Below are 16173 nucleotides of genomic sequence, written 5' to 3' on the forward strand. Positions count from 1 at the left end.
GGCTCATCCATGATTCACGGACACGTGTGGTCGCCGAGCAACGTCCAGGCGACACCCGGTGGCGGGGTGTTCACCCAGTAACTGGCCTGGTACGACTTGCCCCCGTGAATCACCCGATTGCCGGTGACATAGGGTCGCCCGGCCTGCCACGGCACCGGCAGCTGGCTGACCAGGGTAAAGGCATCGGTCTTGTCCGGAGAGACACCACGGGTCGACCAGCCGGCCCGCCAGACCACCCCGTTGTGCTGCACCGTATTGCCACCGACATAGGTCTTGAGCGAGTCCCACTGCGGGTATTGCCCGGCAGTCGGGTCACTCGGCACACAATCGTCGCCACCGCCGGAACCGGCGACGACCCGCACGACCTGGGTTTTCAGGTCTTCTCGCCCCTGCCCGTCACGCACATTGAGTTGCACCGTGCGGTTACCGACGGTGGCCGGCGCGATGGCGACCACTCGCTGGCTGCTGGCGCTGGCTGGAGTGAAGTCGGGCAGGCGCCAGGCATACGTCAGCTGGCTGCCCGTCGAGGCCGCTGCCGAAAATTCCAGGGGTTTGCCGACTTCGACCTGCTCGTCGCTCGTGATAACGGCCACGGGCGCGGGACTGGACGGTTCGGCATTGACGCTCACCTCCTGGCTGTCGCTCAGCTCGTCGCTATTGGTCACCGTCAGGCGAAAGGTGAAACGGCTGCTGCGGTTCACCGCCGGAATGCTCGCCCGCGCCTCCCTCGACGAACTGCCACTGATACTGACGTCCGGTGTACCGTCCGTCTGCTCCCAGCGATAGCGCAACCCGCCTCCCGTCGGGTCGGAAGATTGCGAACCGTCGAGCCGCACCACCTGGGCGCCGAGTACCGAGGAGGGCTCCGCCCGGGCAACCGCATAGGGTGGATTGGCCTCCACCGGATCAGGGTAGAAGTTCGCCACCACGGGGGCACGCACGACCCAGACCCTGGTGTTGTCGCTGACATTCACCACGCCCAGGGGGGCGTCCTTGTAGGTGCGATAGGGGTTGGACCAGTAATTGATCACCGTGCAACGCGAACAGTAAGGCGCCATGATCGTCGACCAGCGGACATCGCCCGAGGTCTTCTGGTGGCCGGAGCCATAGGGGAACGCATTGCCCTGCGCCTCTTCCGGGGTATGGTCGGCCCCGATATTGTGGCCGATTTCGTGCTGGACCGTCGTACCGTCCGAGAAGCACGTCCAGTCGACCGCGCCATAGGCCGTGGCCTTGCTTGAATTGAGCGTGGCCAGGCCGCAATAGGAGCGGATATCCGCCACCAGCACCACCAGGTCCGCCCGATGTTCATCACGTAGCGCCCAGGTCGGGGCGCCGAGGTCCGGGTCGGATCGGCTCTCGATCTTGTCCAGCAACCGATCACCGTCCGCCTGGGCCTGCTGGGCATAATTGAGGATATAGGTGCCGGCACTCTCGAAGCGGGTGGGGATGCCGCTGTTGAGAAACGACTGATTCGACTCCTCCATCACCAGCGCAGCCTGGGCCTGCAGGCCGGCATTGCCGCCGAGCTTTTCCACTGCCAAGGGCGTGGCGACGATCATGACCCGGATCGTGCTGATCCCGTCACGTGGCTGCGATGCAGCGGCCGACTCCACCGTCGAGATCTCCGAACCCTTGCCAGGCACGGGCCGCCGCTGACCGTAGCCCTCGTCGAAGTGGCGCCTCTTGCTCGGGTCGACCTGCACCAGGAGCTGTCCGCCGTGAGAAAGCGGCAGGATTCTATGGACCTCGCCGCCCACCCGGATGATTCCGCTGACCTGATCGGCGTTGCGTACCAGTACCACCGAATTCAGTTCATCGAGCAACCTGTCGGCCTCGGTGCCACCTGGACCAGCCGCTCCCGGCTCGACAATCTCGCCTCGCCAGACAGAGCCGGTCGGCGTGGCGCGATACAGCAGCTTGCGCGCACTGACCACGCGGCCATTGCCCAACGGTATCTGCAGGACATCGAGTTGATCGGACAACAGATCGGCATTGGCCCGGACCCTCTGTATCGAGGTAAACGCCTGCGCCTCCAGAACCGCCGACAACGTCGGATCATCGGTTTGCCGCAACTGCTGCGGCGACTGCGCGGGTTCGATCGTCAGGAAGCCATCTGCCGCCCATGAACCTGGGGCGACGATCAACAGACAGAGAATCCACGCGAACCCGCTGTAGCGTTTCCATGAGCCGGATCGCGCACCGGACAGGTGACAAGTCATGACACTCTCCCATTCGAACGGACAAGGCGCTGCCTTGGCAGTTCGCACATGTGTGTTTTCGTGGGGTGCTGGTGACGATCGACTACGCGCTACGACATGAGAGGGGCGCTGACACGCACCCTACGACTCAAACACCTGCTCGCTGGCATTCGAAAGCCGTTTCAATACGACGGGGAGCTGACTGGATAACCACGCCTACTGTCTTTCCCAAGTGAAACAGACGTCCGGCCTTGGCCAGTACCCTGGACAGTAGAAGGCCTGCTGCATTGCACAGGAGAGTCTAGACACAAAATCGCCGGGCAAGCGAGCCGGCCCGACAATTGTCACAACACCCCCAGCAGGCTCCACACCCGCCGAGCCTCGGCATCGGAGCTGATCAGCTCCCCCAGCAGTTCGTTCAATGGCTTGTTGCCCCATTCCACGGCCTTCTTCACCACATAGGGTACCGGGCTATGGGGCTCGGTCCGGGCCAGGTAGTCGGCAATCAGCAGCAGTTGCCGGTAGGCCTCCTCGCGACTGCGCGGGGTGGCCAGGCGTTCTGCCGGCTGGGCCGGCTCGGACGACTCGGGCACCGCGGCCGCAACGTCCGTATTCACAGGTTCAATCACGCCCGCAGGCGGTTCCGGCTGTTGCGGATGCATGGCGATAAACTCCCGGGCCAATGTGGCCAATGTCTGGATGACCTCGCGTAAAGGTCGGCAGGTCGGGGCCAGTTCTCCCAGGTAACGATCGGTCCACTGCTCGAGCACCTCCAACTGACGCAACGACGCCAGCAACAGGTTCTGCGTGTGCAGCCACCAAGACAAGGGCGTGGCGCGGATCAGTTCGTTGACCTTCTGCTGGTCGAGCCGGGCAGTTTCGACAGTGACCTTGGCCGCCTTGTTGTCACCGGCCAGTACCTGCCGCGCCTGCAACTGCTGCCAGGCATACAGATTCAACCCGGAAAACTCGCTGCCGCCGCCCGGCTCGAACAACGGTACCCGTGTATGCAGCACCTCGGCATAACGCCGTACCAACCAGTCCAGGGGTGTTACCCGCCAGGACTGGTCGCCCTCCTCGGCCTGCGGATGCACCTGCTCGGGATAGCGTTCACACAACCCCGAGAGCAACGCCAACGCCGCCTGCAAGCCCTCCAGGCCGCGGCGATGAAGCCAGGCCTCACCGAGCCAGGCGGCGACCATCAGATCCTTGCTGCGCCCCTGGAGGATTTCACTGGCCAACTGCTCGACACCCGACCATTCTGCCCGCTTGGCCTGCCGTTCCCATACTCCAGCCGGCAAGCTGGTATCGTCCTCGCGCCGCAATTCGCGCAGCCGATCATAGTCAGCCTCGTAACGCAGGTTCTGCCCGCACGGCGCATCCTCGGAAATCGCCGTCAGCAGCGGCTCGACCAACAGCGACAGTTCGATAACCGCCTGACTCATAATGCCCCCTGACTACCGATCGCGGTTCCGGTGGTGCCAGGACCTGGCGCACCCAGGCCCGCCGTACCAAAGCTGGAAAACGGCGACAGCGGAGCCCGCACCGGCAGCGGTGCCAGCGACAACGGCAGCTTGCCGCCCTGGGTCATCAGCGACAGCCGGATGAACATGGTGGTCTGGCTATCGCCGTTGAGCGAGCCTCGCACCGGCAGGCGCAGGGTCAGCGGGAAGTCGGTGTAGTCCATGCTCGGCTGGCGGATGATCGACAGGTGCGAACGCATCATCCGCAGCAGCGACCACGGCCCGCCATATTCCCAACCGGCTTCCAGATCAGCCACCGCCAGGCTCGGCTGCAACGGATCGCTCAGCGGCCGCTCGGAGCCGTTGCGTGCCCAACGCAAGGTCAGCCGCAGGGGCTGCCCGACCATCCAGCGCAAACGTTGCTGGGCATCACCCGGGTAGTTGATCTGCTGGCTACCGGCATTCAGCGCCCAGGCGATCACCTGGTCGGCGCCGCGCTCCTCCTCGCGGTCGGTGCGCCAGCGAACGTCCATGTCGAAGCCGATCATCCCGCTCTGGTCGCGCTGGAACAGCGGCCCGAGCCAGGCCCGCGCCTGTTTCAACCGTTCGAGGAAATCCGCCGCGGCCAGCCGCTCAGGCGACTGGCTCAGCACCAGCCCGGCCTGGGCCCTGGGCAGGCGCGTATCGATCAGCTCCAGTAGGTGCCGGACCCGCGCCGGCTCGGCATCCACTGCCTGCAGCCCATGGGAGAACGGGAAGCGCTCGGCCAGGTACTGGTTGAAATAGCCGGCCAGCTCGTTCCAAGCCGCGACCGCCTGCGTCTGCTGCAATGCCTGGCAACGGCGCATCGCGCTCTGTTGCAGGGCCACCACACGTAGCGCCAGTTCGCCATGACCGCTGGGCAGGTTGGCCGAGGCCAGGATTTGCCCGCAGGAGTTGGTGTCCATATCGATGAAATCGCGACTGACCAACTGCTCGATCAGCGCCGGCGAACTGGCCGGATTCTGCTCCTTGTACTTGTTCAATTCATCGCTCAGGGAGTTGAGCCGGGTGAACCGTTCGAAATCCCCCGCGCCCAGGTTCTGCTGCTGGGCCCTGAGCCACTCCAGCGCTGGCGCCCGGGCCTCGGCGATGGCCTGCATGCTGGTGAACTGCTGCTTGAGGTCGAGTTTCAGGTCCGGCACATCGTTGGCCCGGAACAACTGCAGGCCAAGGTTCTTCGAACCGTCCCAGCTATCGATATCGACCCGCTCATGGAACACTGCCTGGGCGTTGATCTGCTCCAGCCCGCTGCCGACCTCGGCCAGCGCCTGACGATTGAGGAAGTTCTGCAGGTTGGTGGCCAGGTCCGGCCGCTTGAGTTCGATGAACGCGCTCTGCACCGCCAATGCCTGTTCGGTCTTGATATTGAACGTCGTGTCCAACGCCCGTCCCTGGCCGTTGTCCAGACTCATCCACATGGCCCTGGCCGCCGCATTCTCGGCGGCATGCAGCAGAGCCCCGCGATAGGCCGGCGGGATGCGCGGCATCTCCTCGCCGGCGTAGCTCTTGAAGCTGGCGAAATAGGTCAGCGCAGTGTTCAGGCCATCATTGTCGAGACTCTGGTAGCTGCCCGGGACGCTGTCGCCGGCCCGCATGGCCATGGCCACGAAATCACGACGAAACAAGGCGGTGATCGCATTGTTCAATTGCAATACGTGCTCCTGCAGGACCAGTTGTCCGCTGCCCTGCTGGATCAACAGGTTGCCTCTGGACCCCGTCTTGGCGATCCACTGGTCGCGAAAGCTCTGCTGCAGCCTGGCCGCCTGGTCTTCCAGGCTCTGCGCCACCGGCGCCCCGAGCAAGGCGCTCTGACGGACTTTTTCCATCAGCGCACTGTAGCCGGGCACCAAGTCCTGGCCCTTGCCTCGGCTCCAGGTCGAATTGGTCAGGCTGACCGCCGTCTGCAGGTCCTCGATCATCCCCTTGAGGTCTTCCAGTTCGACCAGGGAATTGACCGCACCGGACTCCAGCTGGTCCAGGTGCAACTTCAGGTAACCGGCCTGGCGGACAAAGTTCTCGGCCAGGTAATACTGGTCCAGCCAACGTCCCATCAGTTCCTTGAAGTTGTCCCCAATGGTCAGGCGCTCGGCTGGAATGTCGACGTGCATCAGGTTCGACAGGTCCATCTGCGCCAGGTATCGGTTGTAGAAACTGGCGCGAGGCAAGGTGGCGGCATTGATACCCAGGCCCAGCGTGAGGTTGCTGAGCGCCGCCAGGTCATCCAGCGGCGCCTTGCGATTGTTCATCGCCCTGGTCAACAACAGGTATTGCTGCTCGAGTGCCATGGCCCGCTCTACCAGGTCCCTGGACTTGATATAGGTCTGCCATTGCGACGGGTCCTCGCTTTCCAGATTGGGCCGTCGCTCGGTGTTCCGGATCGCCCGCAACTGAACCAGGTTCGCCTGCAACAGGTCACGCAGTGGCAGTACCATATGGGTCATGGCCATCTCGTGCAGCAACTGGTCACGCTCGTCGTCGTGGGATGAAAACCAGGAAGTCGGAAAGGCCAGCGAGGTGAAATGCCAATGCGGCGATTGCTCCATCAACCGCCAGAAAGCCTGCACGTTGCGCCGGGTCGGCCCAAGCCGGTGTGCCTCGTCCGCCACCGTGACGTAGCCCTCGCGGGTTTCCTGTAACAGGCGCGACAGTTCCTGGGCATCCTTGAGCGAAGTCTGCCAGGCCCAGACCATGACCACCGCCCATACCAGCCCGACCAACGCTGCCGTCACCCCGACCACCCGCTGCCAACGCTGGCGCAGCCGCAACAGCCGCGGCACCACCTGGGCCAGCCCTTGTTCAGCGATGATCCGACGGGGCCAGAGCAAGCGGGCAAAGGTGCTGTGCAGCAACGGTACATCGCTGGCGGAAAACGCCGGCGCCGAACCCGGAGCTTCACTGGAGGTGAAATACACCCCGCGAAAACGTGGTGCCTCATTCTGGGCGTTACCCTGGAACACCGGATCGAGCAGGGTCTGCAGGTTGCGGCGCAAGGTGTCGAAGCGATCCGGCAGCGCATACAGGTCTTCGCTCAGATGCCCTGACAATACGCCGACCTCGGTGATCGCCTCGCCCAGCACCCGGGTCATCTGGTCCAGGGCCTGGTCGCTCCACTCCGATTGCCAGAGCGTCTCCGGAGCAAATGGCGAAGTCCAGCCCAGCACCCGCTCGCGGGACTCCTTGGGCAGCGCGCTGGCCAACTCCTGGAAGCCGGGAATCTGCTCCATATCGGTGACCACCACATACACCGGCAGGCTCAGGCCCAAACGCTGCAACAGATCAATGAAACGCCGACGCGCGGCAACGCCCAGGGCAGCCGCCTGTTCGTCGTCCCACAGGCGGCCGGCCGGGACGGTCCAGATCACCCCGTCCAATGGGCGCCTGGCACGCAGGCGCAGAAGCAGGCCGAGCAGGCGCCACCAACTGCCGCGTTTGAGCTTCAGCCCTTCGTCCGGCAGGAACAGCGCCTCCGGCACCACCAGCACCGCGCCGTCCGGGTCAGACCACCAACGGCCGAACCAGGCCGGCTTGTCGCTGGGCAACAGGTGCCAACTGGAACACAGTTGAGCCCCCTGGACCTCGTTGCCGAGCATCAGCAGCCAGGGCGACTGATAACGATCCTGTATGCCCTGTTCCTGCTCCATGTTGCGGACCGCAGCGTAGAAACTGCGAATCGCCGCACCGCTCCGGGTCCGCAACCACCAGACCGCCACGGCCAGCAGCACCAGCACCAGCAGCACGCCGACCACCCACGCAACAATCGCCAGGGGGCTCATGGGTTCTGCTCCAGGGCGCTGTCGCTGGTATCGATGCCCGAGCGCACCTGCGCATTGATGTCGTACCAGAAGTAGTGGCTGAGACCGAACAGCACCAGCGCCACCCCAAGAATCACCACTCCCAGGCGCAGGCCGTCAGGCAACGACTGGCGGATCGGCAAGCGGCGGGCCGGAACATTGGCGGGCCGCTCCAGGCAGTCGCTGACATCAACATAGTCGGCGTCACGCTGCCAGGCGAAGGCGAACAGCGCATGCCGCCATTTCTCATGCAGCGCCAGCCCGGCTTCCCCGCGCAGGCGCCCATGAAAACCCAGGATCAGGCACTGCAGGTAGACGTTGGCCAGGTCGCGGGTACCCGAGACCTCGTCAGCCAGGATCTTTTCGATCGCCTGGGGCAACTGCTCACCGGCATGCCGGGAGGCGTACAGCAGCGACTCCAGGGGATCGTCCTGCCAGGTCCGCTGACCCGGCCAGTTCGCATACAACAGGGTCTCGTCCACCAGCGCGACAAACGCATAGACGGTAGCCTTGACCTGGTGCTCGGCCGAGTCGCCGACACTGGCAAAGGCATTGCGCCAGAGCTTGCGGCTGATCTTCGTGGAGAACTCCACTGCGCTGCCGACCTGCCGTGCCACATCCTCGTCGTCCCTGTTCAAGCCGTTCCAGGCCTGCTGCCATTCCAGCCAGGCCTGGCGAAACGCGCTGCTCAACGGTGACTGCTGCAACCCCGCTCCGAGACTCCCATCCGGCATTGCCTTCCCCTTCCTTGACTACAGCGTTTCATTGGCCTGCTCGACAAACAGAACGATCTGCCACGGGTTGACCGCCAGCTTCGACGCCGGCGCGATGATGTGCAGCGGCTGCTCGGGGTCGAACCACTCGCCTCGCGCCTCGACGATGAACAGGCGGGTGTCGCTGCCAACGCTGTAGGCCACCTGCTCATGACGGCTCATGACCTGGTGGCGCAGGCCCGGCATGCGCTGGCGGGCCAGGATCGTCAGGTTGCGATCGGAGGCGATGATGGTCCGTTCCAGCCATTCGGCGGCGGCACTCTCACTGGCCCCGGCCGGCATCCGCAGGCCGATCACCAGGCGTTGTTCGGGGTCACGCTCGGGCAATTGCAGGAAGAACAGCTCGCCGCTCTGCTCGAACGGCAGGCAGCGATAACCGACACGAATCTGCTCCAGGCCCAGTTCGAGCCAGTTGAGCACTTCGTCGTAGCCGCGTTGCAGGTCCTGGTAGTCCAGCGGCATGAAGGCCGGCACGCCAGCCAACGGCTCAAGTACCGACCAGCCCCCGGCCATCCCCAATAGGACGCCATGCAAGGCCTGGGGCGTGGCGACCCGACTGTTGAGCAGTCCCTCGACTTCCGGCAGGCGTGACCAGAGCGCACCGAGCTGGCGCCGGATCTCCATGGCATCGTCCTGGCTGCCCGCCTGTTGTGCCTGACGCAGGCGGCCGGCGAGAAACAGGCATTTTTCCCGAGCACGCGCGCACAGCGCAGCGACCCGCCGGCCAAGCGACGACTCCGGCAACAGCCTGGGGCTGGGTGGAACATAAGGCACCTGAACGAAGCCACCACCTTCCTTGCGAATACGCAGCAGCGGCAGGCAGACCGAGTCGGCCCTGTTCGCATCCGTGCACAGGTGCGGGTTCGGCCGCCAGACCGTGACCGGTTGCGGGTTCTCACCGCTGGTAAGATCGGCCAGGGCCTCGCGGGTAGAGGATTGCAGACGGCCCTTGAGTTCACGCAACTGGCCACCGCGCCACAACGGATTGACCGCCAGGTACACCGTGGCCATCGAATGGATCGAGTTGGCAATGGCCTCGCTCACGTCGAGCTGCAGCAGCGCCCCGTCCGCCGCATCCAGACGGACCGGCAGGCCATCGGGCATGGTCGCCTGCAGGGACAGGATACGGACCTCCCCCGCGCACAGCGCCGAGGGATCGATCTCCAGTTGCTCGACACCCCAGAACCACGGATTGCCCGCCTGTGCCAGGTGCGCCGCCAGGACCTCGGCCCGCAGGCCCTGCAACTGGAAGTGCTGGGGCAGCAACTGCATGCCCTCGTACCAGCAGACCGCATCAGGTAACAGGCTCATACGACTCCTTTCGACGTCCGATGGTGCTTGCAGGCAGGGCCGATCAGCGATCGGCCGGGTTCAACAGACTCATTTCCCGGCTGTTGAATTTCAGCCAGGCCTCCCGCTGATCATCCAGCCTGAGCCGGTGCGCACCGGGAGTGTTATAGCTGGCGAACACTAAAAGTCCAGCCGCGCGCTGACCCTTCAGGGGGAAGTCCTGCTCGGCGACGAACTGCCCGGGCACCAGCTCCAGCCCCCAGATATCCAATTGCTGGCGATAGTCGCGTCGCAGTTGCTCGCGCTCGCTGAACCACTGCCGGGCGCTCATCCCGATCAGTTGCTTGAACAGGTCGGGATCGCGCACCGCGACGAAGTCCACGGCGATCGGCGCGTTGTCGTTGGCCAGGGGCGCGACGTCCAGCGTAATGCTGCTCACACCGACCTTTGGCCCGAAAAACGAGCAGCCCGACAGTATCAGCGCCGATACAAAAACCAGGATTTTCTTGCACAAAATTGAATTTTCCCTTTCCCGTGCCGGTCAGATATAGATTTGCCTTGCTTTTTTATAGACCTGTTCTAGCGTCTTGGGTAGTTCGTTGTCATGACGGACCGGAGGGACCGTCGAAGGAATGACAGGCTCGTGTTCTCCAACCCTGTCTGGCTTTCGCGGTTCGGCAAGGGATGCGATCACGGGCAACCGATGCATTGCGCCCGCACAACGCATCGGAGTCAGCCAACATGGCCGAAAGCACCCAGCACAAGCTCGATCGGATTCGTCCGCCGCGGGTCCAGATCACCTACGACGTGGAAACCGGCGGCGCCATCGAGAAGAAGGAGCTGCCCCTGGTGGTCGGGATCCTCGCCGACCTGTCGGGCAAGCCCGTCAACCCGCCGGAAAAACTCGGCGAGCGGCGTTTCGTCGAGATCGACCGCGACAACTTCAACGAAGTCCTCGCTTCCATCGGCCCGCGCGCGGTGTTGCAAGTCAGGAACACCCTGGACCAGAAGGACGAGAGCAAGCTCAACATCGAGCTGAAGTTCAAGCACATCGACGATTTCGAACCGGTCCAGGTGGTCGAGCAGGTCACCCCGCTACGCCGTCTGTTCGAAGCCCGCCAGCGCCTGCGCGACCTCTTGACCAAGCTCGACGGCAACGACGACCTGGACAAGCTGCTGCGCGACGTGATCGCCAACACCGAGGGCCTGCAGGAAATCAAGTCGTCGGCCCGCGTGACCGATGTCCCGGCCGCCAACGAAGACGGCGCCGCCCCTGCCGAAGAACCGCAAGCCTGATCGCCCATCCATTCACGGAGGATTTGTCATGCCCAGTTCCGCCAGTGCCGAAAATACCGGCAGCGAAGGTTCCACCCAGACGTTGTCCCTGCTGGACCAGATCATTGCCGACGGTCGCATGGCCCACGACGACAGCCAGCAGGAATATGCCCGTGACATGCTCGCGGAGTTCGCCACCCAGGTCCTCGATGAAGGCATGGCGGTCGACAAGGACACCGTGGCAATGATCAACGATCGCATCAGCCAGATCGACAAGCTGATCAGCGACCAGCTCAACGAGATCTACCATCACCCGGAAATGCAGAAGCTCGAAGCCTCCTGGCGCGGCCTGCACATGCTGGTACAGAACACCGAGACCAGCACCCGGCTGAAACTGCGCCTGCTCAACGTCAGCCAGAAAGAGCTGCAGAACGACCTGGAAAAGGCCGTCGAATTCGACCAGAGCGCCCTCTTCAAGAAGATCTACGAAGACGAATACGGCACCCTTGGCGGGCACCCCTACAGCCTGCTGGTGGGCGACTACACCTTCGGCCGTCACCCCCAGGACATCGGCCTGCTGGAAAAACTCTCCAACGTCGCCGCCGCCGCCCACGCGCCGTTCATCGCCGCCGCCGGCCCGAAACTGTTCGACATGACCAGCTTCACCGAACTGGCCGTGCCGCGCGACCTGTCGAAGATCTTCGAGAGCCAGGAACTGATCAAGTGGCGCTCCTTCCGCGAAAGCGAAGACTCGCGCTATGTATCCCTGGTGCTGCCACACACGTTGCTGCGCCTGCCCTACGGCCCGGACACCAAGCCGGTGGAAGGCATCAACTATGTCGAAGACGTCAACGGCACCGACCACAGCAAGTACCTCTGGGGCAATGCCGCCTGGGCCCTGACCCAGCGCATCACCGGGGCCTTCGCCAAGTACGGCTGGTGCGCGGCGATCCGTGGCGCCGAGGGCGGGGGCGCGGTGGAGGGACTGCCGGCGCATACCTTCCGCACCAGCTCGGGCGACCTGTCGCTCAAGTGCCCGACCGAGGTGGCGATCACCGACCGTCGCGAGAAGGAACTCAACGACCTCGGCTTCATTGCCCTGTGCCACAAGAAGAACAGCGACGTGGCGGTATTCTTCGGCGGCCAGACCACCAACAAGGCCAAGTTCTACAACACCAACGAGGCCAACGCCAACGCACGGATCTCGGCCATGCTGCCCTACGTGCTCGCGGCCTCGCGCTTCGCCCATTACCTGAAGGTGATCATGCGCGACAAGGTCGGCAGTTTCATGACCCGCGATAACGTGCAGACCTACCTGAACAACTGGATCGCCGACTACGTGCTGATCAACGACAACGCGCCCCAGGAAATCAAGGCGCAGTACCCGCTGCGCGAAGCCCGGGTCGACGTCACGGAGATCGCCGGCAAGCCCGGAGCCTATCGCGCCACGGTATTCCTGCGACCGCACTTCCAGCTGGAAGAGTTGACCGCCTCGATTCGCCTGGTCGCCAGCCTGCCGCCACCGGTCGCAGCCTGAGCCTGTACCCGCCGGCCTCGTGGCCGGCGGGATTTCCCGTTCCTTGCAGTAAACATACTTTCAGGAGTTTCAGGCGATGGATGCAATCATTCTCGACCTCGGCGGCGACATCAAGGGCGACAGCCTGCTCGAGGGCTACAAGGACAAGATCGAAATCATGTCCTACAGCCACAACGTGGCGATGCAAGTGACCAACGACGTCAGCAACTCGGAACGGACCTCGGGCAAGCCGCACATCGGCGAGTTCACCCTGACCAAGTTCATCGACACCTCGACCCCTTCGCTCAACGAGTACTGCTGCGCCGGCAAACCGATCCCCGAAGCCAAGATCACAATCGGCCGCAACGCCGCCGAAGGCAGCGGGCAACTCTTGCCGTTCATCATCTACACGCTGAACAACGTGGTGCTGTCCAACGTCAGCGTCAGCGGTGGTGCGGGCGGCAAGCCGGTGGAAACCATCTCGCTGAACTTCACCAAGATCAAGTGGGAGCTCACCGCCCAGAAAGATGACGGCACCAAGGAAGGCACGGCCGCGTCGACCTGGGACATGGCCGCCAACAAGCTGGTCAAGTAAGGGAGTCGGGCGGCCATGGCGGCGACCGGCATTCTGCCTCCATTGTTCGAGCGCCTCGCGGCTGGCGAGGGGCAGTCGTCGCAAGTCGAGGCCTTCGACCTGCCAGCACTGGCCGACTCGGTGCGTGGCGAACTGCTACGCCTGTTCAACACCCGCCGGGCCGGCGAGGCACTGACCTCACCGCCCAGCATCCTCGACTATGGCATCGCCGACTGGACCGCGTTGCAGGGCCAGCGCAGCGATGACCGACGCAAGCTCGCCCGGGAGATCCGCCAGGCGGTGGCACATTTCGAACCACGCCTGGCCCTGGACGCCGTCGACGTGCAAGCCCTGGAAGGACAGCCGCAACAACTGGGCATCGTCCTCCACGGCGCCCTGCGCAGCGGTCGGCAGCATTGGCCAGTGGCGTTCGTCATCGAGAAGACCCGGGAAGGGTTCGAGGTCCGCCATGAGCGACTCGATTGATGCCGAACTGCTCGACTACTACCAGCGCGAGCTGACCTGGCTGCGTCACGCAGGCGGCATCTTCGCCGAGCAGTACCCGAAGGTGGCGCGCCGCCTGGAATTGTCACCCGGTGAATGCCCCGACCCCCATGTCGAACGACTGCTGGAAGGTTTCGCGTTGTTGGCCGCACGCCTGCAACGACGACTCGACGATGACTACGCGCAGTTCAGCGACGCCCTGCTGGAACAACTCTACCCATTATCGGTGAGGCCCCTGCCGTCCTGCGCCATCGTCCAGTTCCAGCCGGACCCGAGCAAGGGCAACCTCGCCGCCGGTTATCGACTGCCTCGGGATACGCCGCTGTTCGTCACCACCGTCAAGGGCGAGAGCATCCATTTTCGCACCAGCACCGAGGTTGACCTGTGGCCGCTGGAAATCACCGAAGCGCTGCTGCTCGACAGCGACGAGACCCAGGCCCTGACCGGAGTGAACCAGGCAAGCTCGGCCCTGCGCCTGGGTTTTCGCTGCCAGGGCAAGACCCTCTGGTCGGAGCTGCAAGCGCGGCAACTGCGCCTGCACCTGGCCGCCTCGCCGGTGGTCAACGCCAGGCTCTACGATCTGCTTGGCGCCCACACCACCCAGGTGCTGGCCGGTCCGCCCGGGACGGTGCCACAAGCGCTGCAAGGCCTGCCGCAGATCGTCGGATTCGCCAACGACGAAGCCCTGCTGCCGGAGGAAGACGGCGTCCACCCCGGCTTGCGCCTGCTCGCCGAGTACTTCGCCTTCCCGGAGAAATTCAGCTTCTTCGACCTGCCCTTCGGCGGCGGCCAGGACGATCATCAAATCCTCTATTTGTACCTGGTGTTCGACCGCTCGCCCGGCAGTCGCCTGCACCTGCAGGCCAGCGACATCGTGCTGGGCTGCAGCCCGGTACTCAACCTGTTCCCACGTACCTCCGAACCACTGCGCCCTGACGGTACCCGCAGCGAGTACCGGCTGATCGCCGACAGCCACCGCGAAAACAGCGTCGAGATCCACAGTATCCGCGGCCTGCGCGCCATGACCCCGCGTGGCGTGCTCAAGGTGCCAGCCTATTACAGCAGCCACCACGCCATGGGCGAGGACCGCCTGTACTGGCATGCCCGACGCATCAGCGGGCTAACCCCCAACCGGCTCGGCAGCGACCTGATGCTGAGCCTGGTGGACACGCAGTTCAAACCCCGCGAAGACGCTCCCGAATACAGCGTGACCGCCGAGTTGCTGTGCACCAACCGCCATCTGGCGCAAAGCCTTGGCGCCGGTACGCCGCTGAACTTCGAGCGGCCGGGACCGGTGGCCTGGGCTCGCCTGCGCAACCCGCCGAGCCCGCAGAGCCTGCCGCGACTGAACGGTGAGTCGCGCTGGAAACTGGTCTCGCAATTGACCCTCAACCATCTGTCGCTGGTCGAAGGCCCGCAAGCACTGGAGGCCCTCAAGGAAATTCTCGAACTGCACAACCTGCGCGGCGAGGCCAGTGCCCACCGGCAGATCGAAGGCCTGATGAGCCTGACCTGCGAACGGGTGGTCGCCCATGTCGGCGAGGATGCCTGGCGCGGTTGGCGCAATGGCTTGCAAGTGAGCGTACAGCTCGACCCACAACGCTTCGTCGGCGACAGCGCGGTGTTGTTCAGCGCGGTGCTGGCGCAGTTCTTCTCTCTTTATGCCACCGCCAACCGCTTCGTGCGTACGGTACTGGTGCAGTCCGACAAGGAGGTCAAGACATGGCAACCCCAACCCGGCCAGCCACTGTCCCTCTGAGCCAGCAACTGCGCGACGATCCGCAGGCCTTCGAACTGCTGCAGGCGCTGTTGCTGCTCGAAAGCGAGCAGCCGCAGGGCACGCCGCTGGGCACCGGCACCGCCCCCAGGACCGAAGCCGTGCGCCTGCGTGGGCCATTGACGCCGCTGTTTCCCAGCAGCGAAGTGGAGAGCCTGGAGGAAACCGGGGGTCGTCAACCCGTGTTGAACACACCGGTATTCGGTCTCGGCGGCCCCGATGGTCCGCTGCCCTACGCTGACCAGGAGTGGCTGCAACAACAGGCCAGGCAAAAGAACCATGCGCCCGCCGAATTCCTCAACCTGTTCCAGCACCGGCTGATCAGCCTGCTGTACCGGGTGATGCGCAAGCACCGGCTGGCGCTCGGTTTCCTTCCACCCGCCGCGACACCCGTGCACAGCCAACTGCGCGCCCTGAGCGGCTTGTTGCCCAGGGCCCTGCATGATCGCGGGGCACTACCCGATGCTGCGGTTCTCGCCCGTGGCGCCCTGTTTGCCGGCGGCCGACGCTCATTGGCGGGCTTCGCGGCGGTGGTCCGCCAACATTTCAATATCCCGGCGACGGTCGAGGCCTATGTCGGCGGCTGGCGCGAGATTCCCCCGGCCAGTCGCAGCCGCATCGTACCTGGCGGGCGCAACCTGACCCTGGGTCGTGATGCCGTGGCGGGCACCCAGGTCTGGGACGAGCATGCCGGCATTCGCCTGACCCTGGGTCCCCTGCCCAATAGCCAGGCGGTGCGTTTTCTCCCGGATGGCGGTGACCACCCGGCACTGGCCGCCCTCGCCGCCCTGTATTTCGGCCCCGACCTGGATTGCGGCCTGACCCTGCTGATACGCGGGGCCAGCCCCATGCTGCTCGACCAGTACGCCCCACCACAATTGAGCTGGAACAGCGGTTTGCAGTCGCAGCCCATTGACCGGCTACAGCGTATTGAAACCCGCCTGCACCAACTGGAGATCGCTTGAGC

At 64.3% G+C, this 16173-nt stretch carries 12 protein-coding genes; 6 read left to right on the forward strand and 6 right to left on the reverse strand.

The annotated features are described in order from the left end of the window. Window positions 1-14: 14 nt before the first annotated feature. The 6 genes from AC6I6U_RS25600 to AC6I6U_RS25625 form a co-directional block, all read right to left on the reverse strand. Window positions 15-2222, reverse strand: a complete 2208-nt coding sequence (locus tag AC6I6U_RS25600) for a PKD domain-containing protein (protein WP_497878784.1) — start codon at window positions 2220-2222, stop codon at window positions 15-17. Between the two features lie 323 nt (window positions 2223-2545). Next, window positions 2546-3646 (reverse strand): type VI secretion system protein TssA, encoded by a 1101-nt coding sequence (tssA, locus tag AC6I6U_RS25605; protein ID WP_497878785.1) that lies wholly within the window; start codon window positions 3644-3646, stop codon window positions 2546-2548. Continuing rightward, window positions 3643-7479, reverse strand: a complete 3837-nt coding sequence (locus tag AC6I6U_RS25610) for a type VI secretion system protein (RefSeq protein WP_497878786.1) — start codon at window positions 7477-7479, stop codon at window positions 3643-3645. The genes tssA and AC6I6U_RS25610 overlap by 4 nt, the downstream gene beginning before the upstream one ends. Then, window positions 7476-8231 carry a DotU family type IV/VI secretion system protein gene (locus tag AC6I6U_RS25615; RefSeq protein WP_497878787.1) on the reverse strand — a complete coding sequence of 252 codons (756 nt, stop codon included), beginning with the start codon at window positions 8229-8231 and terminating at the stop codon, window positions 7476-7478. Before AC6I6U_RS25615 ends, AC6I6U_RS25610 begins: the two co-directional genes overlap by 4 nt. Before the next feature lie 18 nt (window positions 8232-8249). After that, the gene (gene tssK / locus AC6I6U_RS25620; RefSeq protein ID WP_497878788.1) at window positions 8250-9581 is read right to left on the reverse strand and encodes a type VI secretion system baseplate subunit TssK; all 1332 of its coding nucleotides are present in this window, start codon (window positions 9579-9581) and stop codon (window positions 8250-8252) included. 43 nt (window positions 9582-9624) lie between these two features. Further along, window positions 9625-9999 (reverse strand): type VI secretion protein, encoded by a 375-nt coding sequence (locus AC6I6U_RS25625; protein WP_497878789.1) that lies wholly within the window; start codon window positions 9997-9999, stop codon window positions 9625-9627. Window positions 10000-10301: 302 nt separating this feature from the next. On the opposite strand from AC6I6U_RS25625, the gene tssB reads away from it, so the two are divergent. The 6 genes from tssB (at window position 10302) to tssG (ending at window position 16171) form a co-directional block, all read left to right on the forward strand. Further along, entirely contained in the window at window positions 10302-10856 is a 555-nt protein-coding gene (gene tssB / locus AC6I6U_RS25630; protein ID WP_497878790.1) for a type VI secretion system contractile sheath small subunit, read from the forward strand. 28 nt (window positions 10857-10884) lie between these two features. Next, the gene (gene tssC / locus AC6I6U_RS25635) at window positions 10885-12372 is read left to right on the forward strand and encodes a type VI secretion system contractile sheath large subunit (RefSeq protein ID WP_497878791.1); all 1488 of its coding nucleotides are present in this window, start codon (window positions 10885-10887) and stop codon (window positions 12370-12372) included. Window positions 12373-12448: 76 nt separating this feature from the next. Then, window positions 12449-12946 (forward strand): Hcp family type VI secretion system effector, encoded by a 498-nt coding sequence (locus tag AC6I6U_RS25640; RefSeq protein ID WP_497878792.1) that lies wholly within the window; start codon window positions 12449-12451, stop codon window positions 12944-12946. A 15-nt stretch (window positions 12947-12961) separates the two neighbouring features. Beyond that, window positions 12962-13411, forward strand: coding sequence for a type VI secretion system baseplate subunit TssE (tssE, locus tag AC6I6U_RS25645; RefSeq protein WP_497878793.1), 450 nt, complete (start codon window positions 12962-12964; stop codon window positions 13409-13411). Continuing rightward, window positions 13395-15188: a type VI secretion system baseplate subunit TssF gene (gene tssF / locus AC6I6U_RS25650; protein WP_497878794.1), complete on the forward strand. Its 1794-nt coding sequence runs from the start codon at window positions 13395-13397 to the stop codon at window positions 15186-15188. Before tssE ends, tssF begins: the two co-directional genes overlap by 17 nt. Then, window positions 15152-16171 carry a type VI secretion system baseplate subunit TssG gene (tssG, locus tag AC6I6U_RS25655; protein ID WP_497878795.1) on the forward strand — a complete coding sequence of 340 codons (1020 nt, stop codon included), beginning with the start codon at window positions 15152-15154 and terminating at the stop codon, window positions 16169-16171. The genes tssF and tssG overlap by 37 nt, the downstream gene beginning before the upstream one ends. Window positions 16172-16173 lie beyond the last annotated feature (2 nt).

Source organism: Pseudomonas sp. UTLPPB19802, assembly GCF_059730225.1.

Excerpts from the sequence above, each read along its gene's own strand:
- AC6I6U_RS25600 (WP_497878784.1), bottom strand. The coding sequence starts at position 2,222 with ATGACTTGTCACCTGTCCGGTGCGCGATCCGGCTCATGGAAACGCTAC.
- tssA (WP_497878785.1), bottom strand. The coding sequence starts at position 3,646 with ATGAGTCAGGCGGTTATCGAACTGTCGCTGTTGGTCGAGCCGCTGCTG.
- AC6I6U_RS25610 (WP_497878786.1), bottom strand. The coding sequence starts at position 7,479 with ATGAGCCCCCTGGCGATTGTTGCGTGGGTGGTCGGCGTGCTGCTGGTG.
- AC6I6U_RS25615 (WP_497878787.1), bottom strand. The coding sequence starts at position 8,231 with ATGCCGGATGGGAGTCTCGGAGCGGGGTTGCAGCAGTCACCGTTGAGC.
- tssK (WP_497878788.1), bottom strand. The coding sequence starts at position 9,581 with ATGAGCCTGTTACCTGATGCGGTCTGCTGGTACGAGGGCATGCAGTTG.
- tssB (WP_497878790.1), top strand. The coding sequence starts at position 10,302 with ATGGCCGAAAGCACCCAGCACAAGCTCGATCGGATTCGTCCGCCGCGG.
- tssC (WP_497878791.1), top strand. The coding sequence starts at position 10,885 with ATGCCCAGTTCCGCCAGTGCCGAAAATACCGGCAGCGAAGGTTCCACC.
- AC6I6U_RS25640 (WP_497878792.1), top strand. The coding sequence starts at position 12,449 with ATGGATGCAATCATTCTCGACCTCGGCGGCGACATCAAGGGCGACAGC.
- tssE (WP_497878793.1), top strand. The coding sequence starts at position 12,962 with ATGGCGGCGACCGGCATTCTGCCTCCATTGTTCGAGCGCCTCGCGGCT.
- tssF (WP_497878794.1), top strand. The coding sequence starts at position 13,395 with ATGAGCGACTCGATTGATGCCGAACTGCTCGACTACTACCAGCGCGAG.
- tssG (WP_497878795.1), top strand. The coding sequence starts at position 15,152 with ATGGCAACCCCAACCCGGCCAGCCACTGTCCCTCTGAGCCAGCAACTG.